This is a genomic window from Acinetobacter sp. YH12068_T, assembly GCF_024606005.1.
Taxonomy (GTDB): domain Bacteria; phylum Pseudomonadota; class Gammaproteobacteria; order Pseudomonadales; family Moraxellaceae; genus Acinetobacter; species Acinetobacter amyesii.
Window position 1 is genome coordinate 2,775,200 of sequence record NZ_CP094555.1, and the last position, 17,173, is coordinate 2,792,372.

Consider the following 17,173-nt stretch of genomic DNA (forward strand, 5'->3'; position numbering starts at 1 on the left):
TTCAAAACTTAGCTATATCATGACAAACTTAAAATTTTATACTCCATGTGCCATCTCTACATTAATATGGGTTTGCTTAAGCGCACACTCCATGGCCGCAGATTCATATCTAACACCTGACTCAGCTCCAAATAGTCTTGAAATATTATCTACTCCTCCACAAGCCTATAGTGGAGATTTTATTCGTGATCAAAGTATTTTTAAACAATCTCAATATTTGAAAAATACGGCTCGCTGGCAGCAAGCACAAATTGATGCTGATGTTTCAAATGCACACTTAGGGCGACCTTTTTCACATGCATTTGGCTTAGAAATTAATGAGAAAAATACACCTATTTTATTTGAAATTTTAAGAAAGATTAAACTTGATAGTAGATACTCTACTCAAACTGCAAAAAAGAAATATAGCCGTGAACGTCCATATGGCTATTTTAATGTCAGCACTTGTACCCCTGAAGAAGAAAATGAAAAAAATCAATATGTTTCCTATCCTTCTGGACATACAACTATCGGTTGGACATATGCATTAGTCTTAGCAGAGTTACGTCCTGAGCGTCAAAGTCAAATTCTTAAACGTGGTATTGAATTTGGTCAAAGCCGAGTCGTGTGCAATATGCATTGGCAAAGTGATGTCGATGCTGGCCGTATTATGGGAGCAGCGCAATTTTCACGCTTGCAGGCAGATCCACAATTCCAAGCCGATATGATTAAAGCCAAAACTGAAATTAACCATCTTATTTCTGCCACACATAAAAAATCTGATTAAAAAAATCAGCATCTTGTCTCATTGCATAGATAGTAGATCACATGCATGGGCAGTGGTTTTTAATAGATGTGCATGTCCAATATAAAAATAAAGCGCTTAGAACCATCTAAGCGCTTTATTTAATTTAGCAGAAGTATTTTGATATCGTTTTATTAAGATTCAATCTGCTTCAGTTCTGGCTTGCCGTAAGCCACTTCAAAACTTGCTACGGTCGTCATTTTTCCACCTGGTTTTTCAACAAAGTCTAGAACCTTTAAGTCTGTACGCATATAGTCTTTAAAAAAGTCTAAAGTCTGATAACCGCGTTGATCATTGATAAATTTGATGTGTGGATTTAACTTCAGCACATCTTCCTGCCCTGGACGAATTGGTTGACCATTGCCGGTAGAGGTTATTGATGTAGTTAAAAATTCAGTTGCAATCGATGGGCTCTTAAAATCATTCAAATCACTTGGAATATTCGCTGCAAAATATTGATGCAAATCTCCTGATAAAATTACTGTATTACCATGAGGTGCATTTTTTTTGATAGATTCAATCAAGCGCTCGCGTGCGTATGGATAGCCATTCCACGTATCTTTCCCAAAATAAGCTTTGCCTGATTTGTTATAACGTACCCAAGGCATAACCTGAATTTGCTGTGCCAAGACATTCCAACGCTTATCATGGCGCATTTGCTTCGCCAACCATTGCTCTTGTGCTTTACCAAGAACCTGCTCATTTCGGCTATTCTCAGTACGGCAGTAATCTATTTTATCAAACCCATCTTCTAACTGAGCTTTGGTGCATAAAATTGGAGAACGGTATTGTCGTGTATCTAAAATATTCATCCGTAGCATTTTGCCATAATCTAAAGTACGGTAAGCAAGGATATCTGGACCGTTCGGCTTCTGTTTTAAGCGTACAGGCATATATTCGTACCACGCTTGAAACGCTGCTGCGCGGCGCAGTAAAAATATGTCTTTCTTCTCGCCTTTTTCTTCAATATCTGCAGCCCAGTTGTTATCTACTTCATGATCATCAAACGTCATCGCAAAAGGTGCAGATGCATGTGCAGCTTGTAAATCGGGATCCGCACGGTACTGTGCATAACGAATACGATATTGCAGTAAAGTTTGAATTTCCGGACCAATATGTTGACGTGCAGGAATTGAAATTCTTAAATCTCCAATTGCACGCCCCCCACCTTTACCCTCTGGTCCTTCATAAATATAGTCACCATAGTGGAAAACTAAATCTATCTCTTTTTCTTTGCTCAAGTAGTCATAGGCCGTGTAATAACCCGTTTCATAATGCTGACAGCCCACTACAGCGACTCGAACTCGTTCTGGCATTTGGTGCGCGGCAGGTGCTGATTTTGCTGTACCTACAGAACTTTCATAACCAGCCAATCTAAATCGATAATAATAGCGTGTCATCGGTGCTAAACCACTTATCTCTACATGTACTGTGTGATGTAAGTCAGGATGTGCCTGCGCCTTCCCAGTTTGCACAATTTTCTTAAATTCAATATCTGTAGCAATATCCCAATCCACTTCAACAGCTTCCTTCGGCATCCCACCATCTACAGAAAGTGGATATGGTGCAACACGCGTCCAAATCACAAAGCCATCTGGCCAAGGTTCACCTGAAGCAACGCCTAATTGAAACGGGCTAATCGGAAATTTGGCATTTGCCCACGTGCTTACTGGACTCAGTCCAGAAAATAACGCTAAAGACCCGACTCCCATCAAACCCTTTAAGAATTGACGACGATTCGAATTAATATGATTCATTTTTATTTCTCTATAAACTTATTAATAAATTAATCTGATCAGTTTTGGATTAGAAAATTGGCATGGTATAGGTCAAGTAGATACGGCTTTGTTCCTGCTTTGTTCCTGTACTTTTTTTAAATTTTCCGTATTGAGCGGTAAAACCTAAATTTTTGAATTTGCCTTCCGGCACTTTATAACGCAAGGTATAGTCAATTTCGGACTCAGTTGCACAACCACATTTACCAAAGTCACGTCCTTGTACTTTCAGGAACGATACATTTAAGCCTTTTAAGTATTGATTATTGAAGTCATATCGATAGCCATACCATGTGGACTTTTCGCCTGCATTAGTAAAGTTCTGCAACAGACGATTTGTTGGCAAATAAATGAACGTACCATCCGCACCATTATCTAAACTGCCCTGATTCATATGCAGAAAATCGCCATCATCACCAATTTTTTGCGCGCCAAATTGCAGCTGATGATTTTTAAATTTGTATTTGAAATCCACACTGGCTGTCTGGTTATCTACTTTAGCGCCATAGCCTTTTTCACCACGCTCATTAGCTCCAGTCGCTTGAGTATCAAATAAACGTAAGTCCGTATTAAAACTCTGGTTTTCACTGAATGGAAATTTGTGTTTCACGCCGATAAATTGCTGTACATAAAAATCATCCAGCTCACCGGCATAGTACTGTAGCGTTAAATTTTTATTGGGCTTCCAGTCCGCACCGCCAAACATAAACCCATCACTGGTTTCTGTTGCGCCTTTAATAGAAAGCTTTGACGCATCTCGTGATGCACGTGGAATTGCTTTAGTGACGTAACCACCCGTTAAAGTCAATCCCTTTACATCTTTAGAAGTGACTTGACCACCTAAATAAGCAGATTCGAGCAAGCGAGCAAAGCTTCGACTTAAAATGGGTAAATTAGGGCGTAACTCCCCGACTTTTACATCAGTTTTCTGATAGCGCGCTTTTAAAGTGGGATATGCACGTGTCCAATAATTTGTTGGACTACCATCACCCTCTAAAGGAAACATCAACGAATTTTTGGCTTTATCTTTACTGCCGTCTAAACGTATACCTGCTGCCGCAGTAGCATCTAAACCAAAACCGACTTGACCTTCGGTAAAGCCAGATTGATAACTCAATTCAATACCTTGTCCCCAAACTGTCGAATCTTTATCCTTAGGCTCTTGATCTTGATCAAAATAATAATTTTTAAAATCTATTTCTGCTTTACTATCTTTAATAAATTCTGCTTGTGCTGCCTGCATTGTCAGCATGGGGGTGAAAACCATACAGCAGATGAGTGCTTTGTAATTCAACGTCTAACCTCTTTGGTCCTTGAGAAATACTGCAATAACCTAAAGACTCTGTATGACAATACACTTGCAATCCCATGACAATTACATGAAAAAATAAAACAAATATTAAATATAAATATCTGATAATATAAAAATTAAAGTTATTTTTTTATTTTTTTGTTTTTAATCACTTAAATACGAAAAAAGTTGACCATTAAAAGAGCTGCAAGCACTCCATTTTTTGACTGCTAAGCTTCGAGCCTGATATTAAAGAAGATTGCTCAAGAACTTTTATAAAACCTTGCTTAGAATAAAATTCAATAGCTCGTAAATTACCTAATTCAACACGAAGTACAATTTTTGTATAACCTTGGTTTGCTGCATATTTTTTTAGATGAGATATTAAAAGATCAGCAACACCCTTTCCTCGATAATTCTCATGTACCCACATTGCAACCACATTAAATTCATGCTGTTCATCAATAATACCTCCAGCCATGCCGACTGCTCTTATTCCGTCAAATGCCAATAGAAACTGACATGGTATTTTTTGCGCAGCTCTATCACGCCATTCAGACTCACTATGAGTTTTGGTTTTTTCATAAGTTGCTGTAAATGCATCGGGACTGTCTTGTAATGCTTCTAGCCGTAAATTTTTCAGTATCTCCCAATCTGATTCAACAGTTTAACGTACAGTAACAGAGCTCATTTTTATTTTATTTCTCAATTAATTACTTCAAAACTTAGTGTTTATAATTAAAGTTTTGTAAAAAATTGAAAGCTATAGCAATCAACTATGATTATCACTCTGACGCAAACTAATGCCAAGACTAAAAATTAGCTATTACTCATGATTAGATTTGAAGATTTGAAGATTTGAAGATTTGAAGATTTGAAGATTTGAAGATTTGAAGATTTGAAGATTTGAAGATTTGAAGATTTGAAGATTTGAAGATTTGAAGAAGAATATTATTTTTATAAAATTTAAAGCAAAAAAAAAGAAGATAAAGCTTTAGGCTTGATCTTCTTGTTGACCGTAGAACCAAGTTGCTGCGATAAATAGAGAAAAACCAATAACTGACAACACTGGAGTAACCATATAATTCACACTCTAACTTTGATGACGTCATTATGTAAAAGTTTTATGACAGTTATATGACAAATATGACATATCCAAAAATAATAAATATTATTTAATTTCATAATCTTAGAAACAAAAACAAATCTTCTCCTCTAGTTATGTGACAAATATTTCATGAAATATGACAGTGAAAACGTCATTTTTAGGATATTGATGACAGCGAAACATGGCGCTGTTTAAGCCTATTAAACTTTCGGCCAAAGATTAAGCGAAATACCCACACAACTGTATTTTTGTCTTATAATTTAGCCCGCTAGCTATCAGCCCGCTCAAGAGATATTTGTATGACAACTATTATCAAGCAAGATGACTTGATCACATCGGTAAAAGATGCGCTTCAGTTCATTTCTTACTATCACCCACAGGACTTCATCCAAGCGATGAGCCGTGCGTATGACCGTGAAGAAAACAAAGCCGCAAAAGACGCGATTGCACAAATTTTAATTAACTCTCGTATGTGTGCAGAAGGCCATCGTCCTATCTGTCAAGATACGGGTATTGTGAACGTATTTCTTGAAGTGGGCTTAGACGTTAAATTTGATTTAACCATGAGCCTAGACGATGCAATCAACGAAGGTGTACGTCAAGGTTATCTTGAAAACTCAAACATTCTTCGTGCATCAGTATTAGCTGATCCTGCTTTTGGTCGTAAAAATACCAAAGACAACACCCCTGCTGTAATTCACTACAAACTCGTTCCGGGTAATAAAGTTGATATTACTGTTGCTGCTAAAGGTGGTGGTTCAGAAAACAAATCTAAACTTGCAATGCTTAACCCTTCTGACTCTATCGTAGATTGGGTACTTAAAACTGTTCCAACAATGGGTGCAGGTTGGTGTCCTCCTGGTATGCTCGGTATCGGTATTGGTGGTACTGCTGAAAAAGCCATGATGCTTGCAAAAGAAGCATTGATGGAAGAAATCAACATGGACGAATTACTTCGTCGTGGCCCACAAAACCAAATCGAAGAACTTCGTATCGAAATCTTCGAAAAAGTAAATGCTTTAGGTATTGGTGCTCAAGGTCTTGGCGGTTTAACGACTGTTCTTGATATCAAAATCAAAGACTACCCATGTCACGCTGCGGGTAAACCAGTAGGTATGATTCCTAACTGTGCTGCAACTCGTCATGCGCATTTCCAATTAGACGGTTCAGGTGTGGCGCATATTCAAGCGCCTAGCCTTGAAGACTACCCTGCAGTGACTTGGGATTCATCAACGTCTAAACGTGTTGACTTAGACAACATTACTCAAGAAGAAATGAACTCTTGGCAACCAGGTGACACACTACTTCTTAACGGTACAATCTATACAGGTCGTGACGCTGCGCACAAACGTATGGTTGACATGTTAAACAAAGGTGAAGAACTTCCTGTTGACCTAAAAGGTAAATTTATTTACTACGTTGGTCCTGTTGATCCAGTCGGTGACGAAGTCGTTGGTCCTGCTGGCCCAACAACTGCAACACGTATGGATAAGTTCACACGTCAAGTGCTTGAAGCAACTGGCATGTTCGGTATGATTGGTAAAGCTGATCGTGGTCCTGCTGCTGTTGAAGCTATCAAAGACAACAAAGCAACTTACCTCATGGCTGTTGGTGGTGCTGCTTACTTAGTATCGAAAGCGATTCGTGAAGCTGAAGTGGTTGCTTTCGCTGACTTAGGTATGGAAGCGATCTACAAATTTGTTGTAAAAGACATGCCTGTATCTGTAGCTGTTGACGTAAATGGTACTTCTGTTCACGCAACTGCACCAAAAATCTGGCAAGCAAAAATTGGTAAAATCCCAGTAGTTGATGCTGCTGCGAACTAATTTCGCCACATTCAAGATCTAAAAAAGCACCCCATCGGGTGCTTTTTTTAATGTCAATATTTAGGCTGTTTGTCGAATGACATTCGCTATTTAATATTTTCACACACTCAAAAACACGAGCTAATTACATTACCAAGTTAATGGATTCCACAGTTTAAAAGGCTTGGTCAACTGCACATCTTCCGCAGGATCATAATGAGGTGCCTTCAACTTCTGCGCACTTTTCCGCACTTTTCCAGTGTTTTGATCTTTTGCCACAAAGTTAAAACTGTTGGATTTCAACTCTGTAAATGCGATTTCATTTCGACCAATTTTTTCAGGCATGAGCAGCAATGGCCCTGAAACCGTTCTTTTACTGGATAAATTCTCTTCATCATATTTAATGAAGTAAGTTTGACCTGCTTCAACATCAAAGTCTAAATATTTAGGCTTTTGAAAATGATTCACCCCCAAAGGGCGACTCGATGATAAGCGGTAATTCCCCGCCGGTAACTCCACCCAGTAATAATGATTATTCAATAAACTTGGAATACGCTCACTGTTCAGAAATAAGCTACTAGCCACAATTTCTTGACGATTCCACTTACTGTCTGGACGATATAAATACACAATCGCTGCTTGATCATGCTGAGCTTTTACTTCTTGAAAATGTCGGCCTTGTTTCTGATTGACCCAACCACCAATGGTAAACATACCCAATCGATATTGCTCAATATGACCCGGTGTACTTTCAGGATCCACAGGCTTTAATGTCGAAGCCAATGACGTTTGCTCAACGGCTGATTTTCCATGACAACCCAGCAGCGCTACACTGCTTAAAAGTAGAATTGCAACTCCACGCATGATTATCCCTCACTGCGTCTTTTTTTATTTTTACACTTTTGTTTTCAGTTTTTTACATTCAGGCATCCACGCCATCCTGCTGAGATTAACATTCTGCTTTTATTTTTGGAAATAAAAAACGTGTGCAAATCTTGGATTTACACACGTTTCAGACGAATAGCGCTTAAGCAGATTTAGAGTTCACAACTTTTAAATCTGACTTCGGTGCAGCTTCTTCAGTTTTCTTTGGTTGACGTTCTGATTTAAATTCAGGTTCCGCTTCACCATTAATCACCGCTTCATTGACGACAACCGTACCCACATCTGAACGACTTGGTAGATCATACATCGTTTCAAGCAATGAATTTTCTAAAATCGAACGTAGACCACGCGCACCCGTATTACGGTCAAGGGCTTTTTTAGCCACGGCACGTAATGCTGAGTCTTCAAATACAAGGTCAACATTTTCCATTTCAAATAAATATTGGTACTGACGTGTCAATGCATTTTTTGGTTCTGTCAGAATCTGCATCAATGCTTCTTCGTCGAGTTCTTCCAAGGTAGCAATCACAGGTAAACGACCAATAAATTCAGGAATCAGACCAAATTTAACCAAATCTGTCGCTTCAACTTGGCGGAATAAGTCAGATAATTTTTTAGTTTCATCTTTCTTACGTACTTCAGCCGTAAAGCCAATACCACCTTTTTCCTGACGCTGCTGTACGATTTTCTCTAGACCTGAGAATGCGCCACCACAGATAAACAGGATGTTTGAAGTATCAATTTGGATAAATTCTTGCTGCGGATGCTTACGACCACCTTGAGGCGGAATCGACGCAACCGTACCTTCGATCATTTTCAATAACGCTTGCTGAACACCCTCACCCGATACATCACGAGTGATTGATGGATTTTCAGACTTGCGGGTAATTTTGTCGATTTCATCGATATAGATAATGCCTTTTTGTGCTTTTTCTACATCGTAATCGGCTTTTTGAAGGAGTTTTTGAACAATGTTCTCAACGTCTTCACCCACATAACCAGCTTCAGTTAAAGTCGTTGCATCTGCCATCGCAAATGGCACATCTAAAAGACGCGCAAGTGTCTGAGCAAGCAGTGTTTTACCTGAACCTGTTGGTCCAACCAACATAATGTTACTTTTCGAAATCTCTACTCCGTCTTCTGGTTTTTTACCACTGGTGCCAACTTTTAGGCGTTTATAATGGTTGTATACCGCAACAGAGAGGGTCTTTTTCGCAACATCTTGCCCAATCACATATTGGTCAAGCGCAGCACGGATTTCATGCGGTTTTGGTAAAGGACGAGTTGCCCAGTCATTTGATTCAACTTGCTGACTGGTCTGAACTAGGTCAAGACATACGTCCACACACTCATTACAGATGTACGCGTCCTCACCTGCAATCAGTTTCCCGACTTCAGACTGCGTTTTACCGCAAAATGAACAATGCTTTTGTCCTTGAGGATGTTCGGACATATTCACTCCAATAATTAATTCTTTAAAACTTATGGGCGTTTAGATAAAACTTCGTCCACAAGACCGTATTCTTTCGCAGCTTGCGCTGTCATAAAATTGTCACGGTCAGTATCTCGAGCAACAGTTTCGTAGTCTTGACCACTATGCTCTGCCATTAAACGATTTAAACGTTCTTTGATGAATAGAATTTCACGTGCATGAATTTCAATGTCAGATGCCTGACCACGGAAACCACCGAGTGGTTGGTGAATCATGACACGGGCATTTTCAAGACAGTAACGTTTGCCTTTAGCACCGGCATTAAGCAGGAATGCACCCATCGATGCTGCTTGCCCCATGCAGTAAGTCACAACATCAGGTTTAATAAATTGCATGGTATCGTAAATCGCCATACCTGCAGTAACCGAACCGCCTGGTGAGTTGATATATAAATGAATATCTTTATCTGGGTTTTCTGCTTCTAAGAACAACATTTGGGCAACAATCAAATTTGCCATGTTGTCTTCAACTTCACCGGTTAAAAAAATCACACGTTCACGCAAAAGGCGTGAATAAATATCAAAAGAACGCTCGCCACGAGATGACTGTTCTACCACCATTGGCACTAGTGCGTTTTCAATTGTTGGAACATACATACGTTATTTATTCCTAAATTTTTCTGACTCAACCCATAATTCACAATATGAGGGATATTTGTCGAAATTGCAAAAGATTCCCAATTAAATAACAGATATTTTTTTCATAAGCATTGTGAAATCAGGACAACTTATTTGGGGGCAAATTTCGATAAAAAAAGGCGCTTAATGCGCCTTTTTTTGAAAGCTAGAAAATTAGCCTTGTTGACGAGCTTGTTGCTCTTTCAATAAGTCTTCATAGCTCACAGTTGTATCAGTTACTTTAGCAGAAGCTAAGATGTGATCTACAACTTGGTCTTCTAGAATAACAGCTTCGATTTGAGCACGTTGCTGTTTATCGTTGTTGAAGTATTCAATTACTTCTTTAGGATCTTCGTAAGAAGAAGCCATGTCTTCGATGTAAGCATCAACACGTGCAGCATCAACTTCAATTTTAGCATCAGCTAATACTTTGCTGACTAATACGCCAAGTTTAACTGATTTTTCGGCTTGCTCTTTGAATAGGTCATCTGGAAGCATGCTTGAATCAAACGCTTTAGCGCCTTGAGCACCAAACTGTTGAGTGAATTGTTGGATCATTTGTTGACGTTGACGGTCAATTTCTTGAGCAACCATTGCTTCTGGAAGTTCTACTTCGTTTGCAGCTACAAGCGCATCAAAAGTTGCACCTTTCACTTGGTTACGAAGACCGTTTTTCACTTCACGTTCCATGTTTTTACGCACGTCAGCTTTCAGTTTTTCAACGCCTTCTTCTTCAGTTAGACCGAAGATTTTTAAGAATTCAGCATCAACTTCTGGAAGTTTTTGTTTTTCAACAAGCTTAACAGTGATTTTGAATTGAGCAGCTTTACCAGCAAGGTTTTCAGCTTGGTAGTCTTCAGGGAAAGTTACATCGATAACTTTCTCTTCGCCTTTCTTCATACCAACGATACCGTCTTCGAAGCCAGGGATCATACGACCAGAACCAAGAACGAGTTTAAAGTCTTCAGCAGCGCCGCCTTCAAACTTCTCGCCATCAACAGTACCTTCAAAGTCGAAAGTTACTTGCATGTCTTTTTTAGCCATGCCTTTAGTTTCAACCCATGAAGCGCGTTGTTTTTGAAGATTTTCAATCATCTTCTCAACGTCTTTGTCGTCAACTGAAGTTGTTTTACGTTCAACTTCTAAACCTTCGAACTTAACTTCAACTTCTGGATAAACTTCTACAGTTGCTTCATAAACTAAAGCATCATCTTTCATTTCAGTTTTTTCAATGTTTGGCATACCAACAGCATTGATTTTTTCTTGTTGGATCGCTTCGAATACTGTGTCACGAATGATGTCGTTTACAACTTCTTGATAGATACCAGCACCGTATTCACGACGAACAACGTTTACAGGTACTTTACCTGGACGGAAGCCGTTGATCTTCACAGTTTTGGCAGTGCGTTTCAAGCGAGCTTCAAACTGCTCGTTAATACGGCTCGTCGGTACAGATACATTTAAACGACGGGCAACGCCCGAAACCGCTTCAGAAGTTACTTGCATGGCTTCCTCGATAATTTGTTAGTTAAAACAGTTTTAAAAAAAAGTGCCACATTATATGACAACAATTAAAGATATACAAAAATGGATTATAACACTATAAATTCAGGCATGGATGCCCTTCTTATTTTTAGAATTTTTCAGCTTTTTTCGAAGAAATATTGATTATTTTTTAATTCACCATTGAAAATGAGAAACTTTCTCACTATTATTCTTGATGATATTTTTTTAATTTATTTTCATATATTTATCTTGTCCATATTTGGTATTCTTTTATGAGTAAATTTAATCTCAACCCTCTTTCCGCTGCTTTATTTGGGGCAATTGTAACTACTACGAGTTTCGCACATGCTGAAACGACTGAATCTCAAGCTCAACAGATGGAAACCATTGTTGTTTCTGCAGCGGGCTTTGAACAAAAGATCAAGAATGCTCCTGCTTCAATTACCGTGATTACGGCTGAAGACTTAAAAAATAAACGAATTACATCCGTTGCAGATGCATTAAGTGATGTAGAAGGTGTCGATATTAGCCCTACAGCAGGGAAAACCGGCGGATTAAATATTCGTATTCGTGGTATGGACGCCGAATATACCTTGGTTTTAATTGATGGCCGCCGACAAAATAGTACAGGTGACATTGCCCCTAATGGATTTGGTGAGTCGAATAATAGTTTTATCCCCCCTGTTTCGGCTATCCAACGCATCGAAGTCATCCGCGGACCAGCTTCTACTTTATATGGTTCTGATGCAATTGGTGGTGTAGTCAATATCATTACCAAAAAAGTTTCACCTGAATGGACTGGTTCGGTCACGTTAGAAGGGACAGTACTGCCAAATCACTCAGACTTTGGTAACCAACGCGCTGTCGATGCATTTTTAACAGGGCCAATCATTCAAGATTTATTGGGCTTACAAATCCGTGCACGTAAAGCGGAACGTGATCAATCAGATTTAATACGTAGTGATGACGATGATACTGGTGCTGAACTTAGTGGCGGAAATAGCCCAACTAAATCAGATCTAGAAACTATCGGTGCTCGCTTAACCCTGACACCGCACAGCGACCATGATATTTCAGTTGAATATGAAAAAACTGAACAATGGTATGACAATAGCACAGGTCAATTAGGGACGCTTGGCGCAAACGGTGGTTATGGTGATGCTCAAGAATATAACCGTGAGAAAATGATCCTCGCACATACTTGGAATAATGCTATTGGCAAACTTGAGTCAAGTATTATCAATACTCAAACAGAAACGGTTGGACGTTTAATTCCTGCACGTGCACAAGGAATGTCAACAGCCATCACTCCTCGTGTATTAGAAAGTGAAGATACGATTTTTGATACTAAATTTACCACTCAACATTTTGAAGACCACCGTATTACTCTAGGCGGTCAATGGTGGGAAGCCAGTATCAGTGATGGTTTGCGTGTAAAAAAAGAAGTTTCTTTTGAGCAATTGGGTCTATTCGCCGAAGATACTTGGTCGCTGAACGACAATCTTGCATTAACACTTGGTCTTCGTTATGACGACCACGATACGTTTGGTGACTTTTGGACACCACGTGCATATTTGGTATGGAATGCAAATGAAAACTGGACCTTCAAAGGCGGATATAGTGAAGGTTATAAAGCCCCACGTTTAGAACGTTTAACTGATGGTGTGGTCAATGTCAGTGGTCAGGGTCGTACACCAACTTTTGGCAACCCAAATCTAAAACCTGAAACCAGCAAGAACTTTGAGTTTGGTACATACTTTTCTACCAATAATAATTTTGACTTGAACGTAACAGCTTTCTTTAGCCAAATTGAAGATAAAATTATGACGGGCAATAAAGAAATTAGCTGTAATACTGATAACACAACAACTTCGGGTATTAATTGGTCTAAAGCGGACTGTGAAGCATTCATGGCATCGGTGGGAACGCCGTGGGTGATGGATTATAACCGTGGCAAACCAGATTCATGGAATGTGACTCGTCCTGTGAATGCCGAAGAAGCTGAAGTTTATGGTATTGAAGCTGGTTTAAACTGGGCATTTGCCGACAATTGGAAATTTGGACTGAACTACACTTGGACTGAAACTGAAATTAAAGATAGCAGTTTAGGCAATCCTGTACTTAATGACACACCAGAACACATGGTCAATGCGTCGCTTAAATGGCAAGCTGCTGACTTTGTGAATTTATGGGCGCGTGGTGAGTATCGAAGTGAACGTGCACGTTTCACCTCAACCTATGACAATCTAACTGTAGCGAATCAACAGGTTTATGACGCCCTAGGTGACTACAAGGAATACGCATTATTACACGTCGGTTCAAACTTTAATGTAACGCCAAACTGGGATATAGGTGTTGCTCTGTACAATATATTTGATAAAAACTTTAACGATTACGAGAAAGTCGCAGATAGCTATTACAACCGTTATAGCAATACTCAGGAAGGCCGCCGTGTACAATTAAGTACAACCTTTAAATTCTAAATAACCGCATAATAAAAAACCTGCTTCGGCAGGTTTTTTTGCATAAATAATTTACGATTACTTCTTATTTAATTCACAATCATGTCTATATTTATAATCTCAATTAAACATAAAAAAACAATACATTTTATCAATATTTAAATAAAACATAGTCTTAAATAATACTTGTTATATCATTACATTAAATAGGACTATCACAATATGATTATTTATCGTGATTTACAATTACATAAAGATGTAAGAAAAAATAAGAATCATTATTATTCGCATACAAATTCACTATTCCAAATCGGGTTCGAAATGGCCTTCATTAAAACACGTAAGAAAATTGTTTCTTCAGCAATTGCTTCTTCACTTTCTGTTATTGCTGTTAATGCAATCGCACAAGAGCAAGTTACTCAACTCCCAACGATTAACCAAGAAGTTGCTGCTGAAAAAGCACCAAGCTTAAAAGTTGATAAATCTGCGAATGCTAAATTTGTTGCTCCCCTTCTTGATACACCAAAATCAGTATCAGTGATTTCTAAGCAACTGATTGAAGACACGCAAGTCACAACTTTAAGTGATGCTTTACGTACAGTACCTGGAATTACCCTCGGTGCTGGTGAAGGTGGCAATCCAAATGGCGACCGTCCATTTATTCGTGGTTATAACTCTGAAAGCTCAATGTATGTTGACGGTGTACGTAACTCAACTTCTCAAAACCGTGAGATGTTTGCTGTAGAGCAAGTAGAAGTTACCAAAGGTTCAGCTTCTGCTATGGGTGGTGCAGGTACTTCTGGCGGCAGTATCAACATGATTTCGAAAGTTGCGAAAAAAGGTGACTTTTTAGAAGGTTCAGTTGCTGGTGGAACAGATGCTTATGCACGTGTGACGCTTGATGGCAACAAAGATTTTGGCAATGGGATTGCTGCACGTGTTGCCGTTATGGGACACATGAATGAGAAAGCAGGTCAAGCTGATGGTGCTGAATACAAACGTGCTGGTATTGCACCAAGCATTACTTTTGGTTTAGATACCCCTACTCGTGCAACTGTTGGCTATTACTATCTAAAATCGGACGATATCCCTGATTCAGGCATTCCTTATAACAACCCTTTTGCAGCAACAAATGCAAATGCTGGCCTAAATGGTAATGGTAAGCCAATAGATGTAAAACAAGGTATGTATTACGGCTGGAAAGATCGTGATTTCCAAAAACAAGAAAATCACATTGGTACTATCAAGCTAGAACATGACTTAACTGACGATTTGACATTGACCAATACTGCAGTTTATAGCAAATCTAAAAATGATTACCTTTGGACGAACCCTGATGACTCAAAAGGTAATTTTTTTGATAAATCAACCGGTCAATTAACGGGAAATGTATGGGCACGTGCAAATTCACGAATTGCGGATACAGATGGCTTTACTGATCAACTGGCTTTAACTGGTAAATTTGACACAGGCTTTTTAAAACATCGTTTTAATTTGGGCGCAGAATATTCAGATCAAGAAACAGATCGTACCCAGTATATTATTGACGGCAAAAACTCGACAGGCTCTGCACATCAATCTTGTCCGGCAGATTCGATCGCAAATGGTTGGTGTACATCAGTGCAAAACCCTGACCGTGGTAATTGGACAGGCTCTTTAAGTACTGCTGGCGCAGATCTTTATAATATCGAAACTAAAAATACTTCAGTATATTTCCTTGATAGCATTGAATTACACCCACAATGGATCTTAGATTTGGGTGTACGTTGGGATGATTACTCAACAGAGCAAACGATGACTTATGGTGCGCTCAACAGCAATGTGACCTCAAATCCTGCTAAAGCTCAAGCTGGCGATAAAGTATCAATCAAAAATGAAAAAGACTTTATTAACTGGCAAGCTGGTTTAACGTTTAAACCAACTGAAAATAGCAGTATCTATGCAAGCTATGCGACATCCTCAAATCCAGTCGGTGTTGATGGTGGTGATGGCTCAGAAGGTATTACTGCAGCAATCGAAAATCTTAAACCCGAAGAGGTTAAAACTTACGAGTTAGGAACGAAATGGGATGTATTAAACGATCGTTTAAACTTAACTGCTGCAATTTTCCGTACAGAAAAAACCAATACACGTGCAACAACTACAGAGGGTACTACAAGCAACATTGGTGAAACACGTGTTGATGGTATCGAACTTGGTGTTACAGGTAATGTAACTGATAAGTGGGCTGTAATGGCAGGTTATACCTACTTAGACAGCGAATTAGTTGACGGTGGTTTCACGAAAGTCGGTGACGACTATGTTGCAAATCCAAGCAATGGTAACCAAGTTCAAAACGTTGCGAAAAACTCAGCAACACTTTGGACAACTTACCAAGTCCTTCCACAGTTCACAATCGGTGGTGGCGCTACCTACATGGATAAAGTATTTGGTAATGCTACCAATACGAAATGGGTTCCAAGCTACGTACGCTACGATGCCATGGCGCGTTATACCGTTAACAAAAATGTGGATTTACAGTTGAATGTAAATAACCTTTCTGACAAACGTTATTTCACTAAAGCCTACGCATCTCACTATGCCACTGAAGCAGAAGGTCGCAGCGCAGTTCTATCTGTTAACTTCAAATACTAAGAAAAAATAAATACCATAAATAATTTATGGTGTTGACTCAAATAGCCTCGCTTCGAGGCTATTTTTGTATATGATCGAAACACAAACATTACATTTCAAAAGGTCAGACCGTGATTCACCATATTCCAAATGTATTGAGTAAAGAACAGGTCAACTACTTCCGCACAGAAATGCAAAAAGTAGAATGGATTAATGGTCAAAAAACTACGGGCTCACTGTCTAAAAATGTAAAAAACAACCAACAGCTAGATATAGACCATCCATTAACACAGCATTTAGGTGACATTATTCTGCATGAATTGTCACAACACGCGCTTTTTACATCAGCGGCTCTCCCCCTCAATATTTTGCCGCCCTATTTTAACCGCTATGAAAATGGTGAAACGTTTGGTTTCCATGTCGACAATGCCATTCGCTGGATGCCTGACAGCAATCAAAAAATTCGTACCGATTTGTCCTGCACGATTTTTCTAAGTGAACCCGAAGAATATGAGGGTGGTGAACTTGTGGTAGAAGACACCTATGGCTACCACGAAGTGAAATTACCTGCCGGAGATTTGATTTTGTATCCATCTACCAGTGTGCATGAAGTTACTCCTGTGACTGCAGGCTGTCGTATTGCGTCATTTTTTTGGTTGCAAAGTATGATCCGTGAAGATGCTGAGCGTCACATGTTATTTAATCTCGATCAAAGCATTCAAAATTTGCGTATGCAATTGGGTGATGCACATAGTGAAGTCGTCAAGTTGACTAGTCTGTATCACAACCTTATCCGCAAATGGGCCGAAATTTAAAGCTTAAGGTCAATAGACAT

At 39.1% G+C, this 17,173-nt stretch carries 12 protein-coding genes; 5 read left to right on the forward strand and 7 right to left on the reverse strand.

All coding sequences use genetic code 11. From position 1 onward, the window contains the following. The first annotated feature begins 91 nt into the window (after positions 1-91). Positions 92-766: a phosphatase PAP2 family protein gene (locus tag MST18_RS13215; protein WP_180132685.1), complete on the forward strand. Its 675-nt coding sequence runs from the start codon at positions 92-94 to the stop codon at positions 764-766. 152 nt (positions 767-918) lie between these two features. On the opposite strand, the gene MST18_RS13220 is transcribed toward MST18_RS13215, so the two are convergent. The 3 genes from MST18_RS13220 to MST18_RS13230 all read right to left on the reverse strand — a co-directional run bounded on the left by MST18_RS13220 (position 919) and on the right by MST18_RS13230 (position 4,496). Beyond that, positions 919-2,541 (reverse strand): alkaline phosphatase, encoded by a 1,623-nt coding sequence (locus MST18_RS13220; protein WP_078192703.1) that lies wholly within the window; start codon positions 2,539-2,541, stop codon positions 919-921. 49 nt (positions 2,542-2,590) lie between these two features. Continuing rightward, a complete protein-coding gene (locus MST18_RS13225) occupies positions 2,591-3,811 on the reverse strand; it encodes an OprD family outer membrane porin (protein ID WP_180132686.1) in 1,221 nt (406 codons plus the stop codon). A gap of 235 nt (positions 3,812-4,046) precedes the next feature. After that, positions 4,047-4,496, reverse strand: a complete 450-nt coding sequence (locus tag MST18_RS13230) for a GNAT family N-acetyltransferase (RefSeq protein WP_306674318.1) — start codon at positions 4,494-4,496, stop codon at positions 4,047-4,049. Between the two features lie 761 nt (positions 4,497-5,257). Here MST18_RS13230 and MST18_RS13235 point away from each other — a divergent pair. Further along, the gene (locus MST18_RS13235) at positions 5,258-6,784 is read left to right on the forward strand and encodes a fumarate hydratase (RefSeq protein WP_078189659.1); all 1,527 of its coding nucleotides are present in this window, start codon (positions 5,258-5,260) and stop codon (positions 6,782-6,784) included. Positions 6,785-6,913: 129 nt separating this feature from the next. Here MST18_RS13235 and MST18_RS13240 read toward each other — a convergent pair whose 3' ends face one another. The 4 genes from MST18_RS13240 to tig all read right to left on the reverse strand — a co-directional run bounded on the left by MST18_RS13240 (position 6,914) and on the right by tig (position 11,263). Beyond that, entirely contained in the window at positions 6,914-7,627 is a 714-nt protein-coding gene (locus MST18_RS13240; protein WP_180055647.1) for a DUF2846 domain-containing protein, read from the reverse strand. A 163-nt stretch (positions 7,628-7,790) separates the two neighbouring features. Then, entirely contained in the window at positions 7,791-9,101 is a 1,311-nt protein-coding gene (clpX, locus tag MST18_RS13245; RefSeq protein ID WP_078189661.1) for an ATP-dependent protease ATP-binding subunit ClpX, read from the reverse strand. A gap of 29 nt (positions 9,102-9,130) precedes the next feature. Beyond that, entirely contained in the window at positions 9,131-9,736 is a 606-nt protein-coding gene (clpP, locus tag MST18_RS13250) for an ATP-dependent Clp endopeptidase proteolytic subunit ClpP (protein ID WP_078192707.1), read from the reverse strand. Between the two features lie 195 nt (positions 9,737-9,931). Then, positions 9,932-11,263: a trigger factor gene (tig, locus tag MST18_RS13255; protein WP_078192708.1), complete on the reverse strand. Its 1,332-nt coding sequence runs from the start codon at positions 11,261-11,263 to the stop codon at positions 9,932-9,934. Positions 11,264-11,535: 272 nt separating this feature from the next. On the opposite strand from tig, the gene MST18_RS13260 reads away from it, so the two are divergent. The 3 genes from MST18_RS13260 (at position 11,536) to MST18_RS13270 (ending at position 17,153) form a co-directional block, all read left to right on the forward strand. After that, positions 11,536-13,746: a TonB-dependent receptor domain-containing protein gene (locus tag MST18_RS13260; protein ID WP_180132687.1), complete on the forward strand. Its 2,211-nt coding sequence runs from the start codon at positions 11,536-11,538 to the stop codon at positions 13,744-13,746. A gap of 300 nt (positions 13,747-14,046) precedes the next feature. Beyond that, complete coding sequence (locus MST18_RS13265; RefSeq protein WP_180132688.1) at positions 14,047-16,359, forward strand: TonB-dependent siderophore receptor; 2,313 nt, start codon at positions 14,047-14,049, stop codon at positions 16,357-16,359. Positions 16,360-16,469: 110 nt separating this feature from the next. After that, positions 16,470-17,153: a Fe2+-dependent dioxygenase gene (locus MST18_RS13270; protein WP_078192711.1), complete on the forward strand. Its 684-nt coding sequence runs from the start codon at positions 16,470-16,472 to the stop codon at positions 17,151-17,153. Positions 17,154-17,173: the final 20 nt, after the last annotated feature.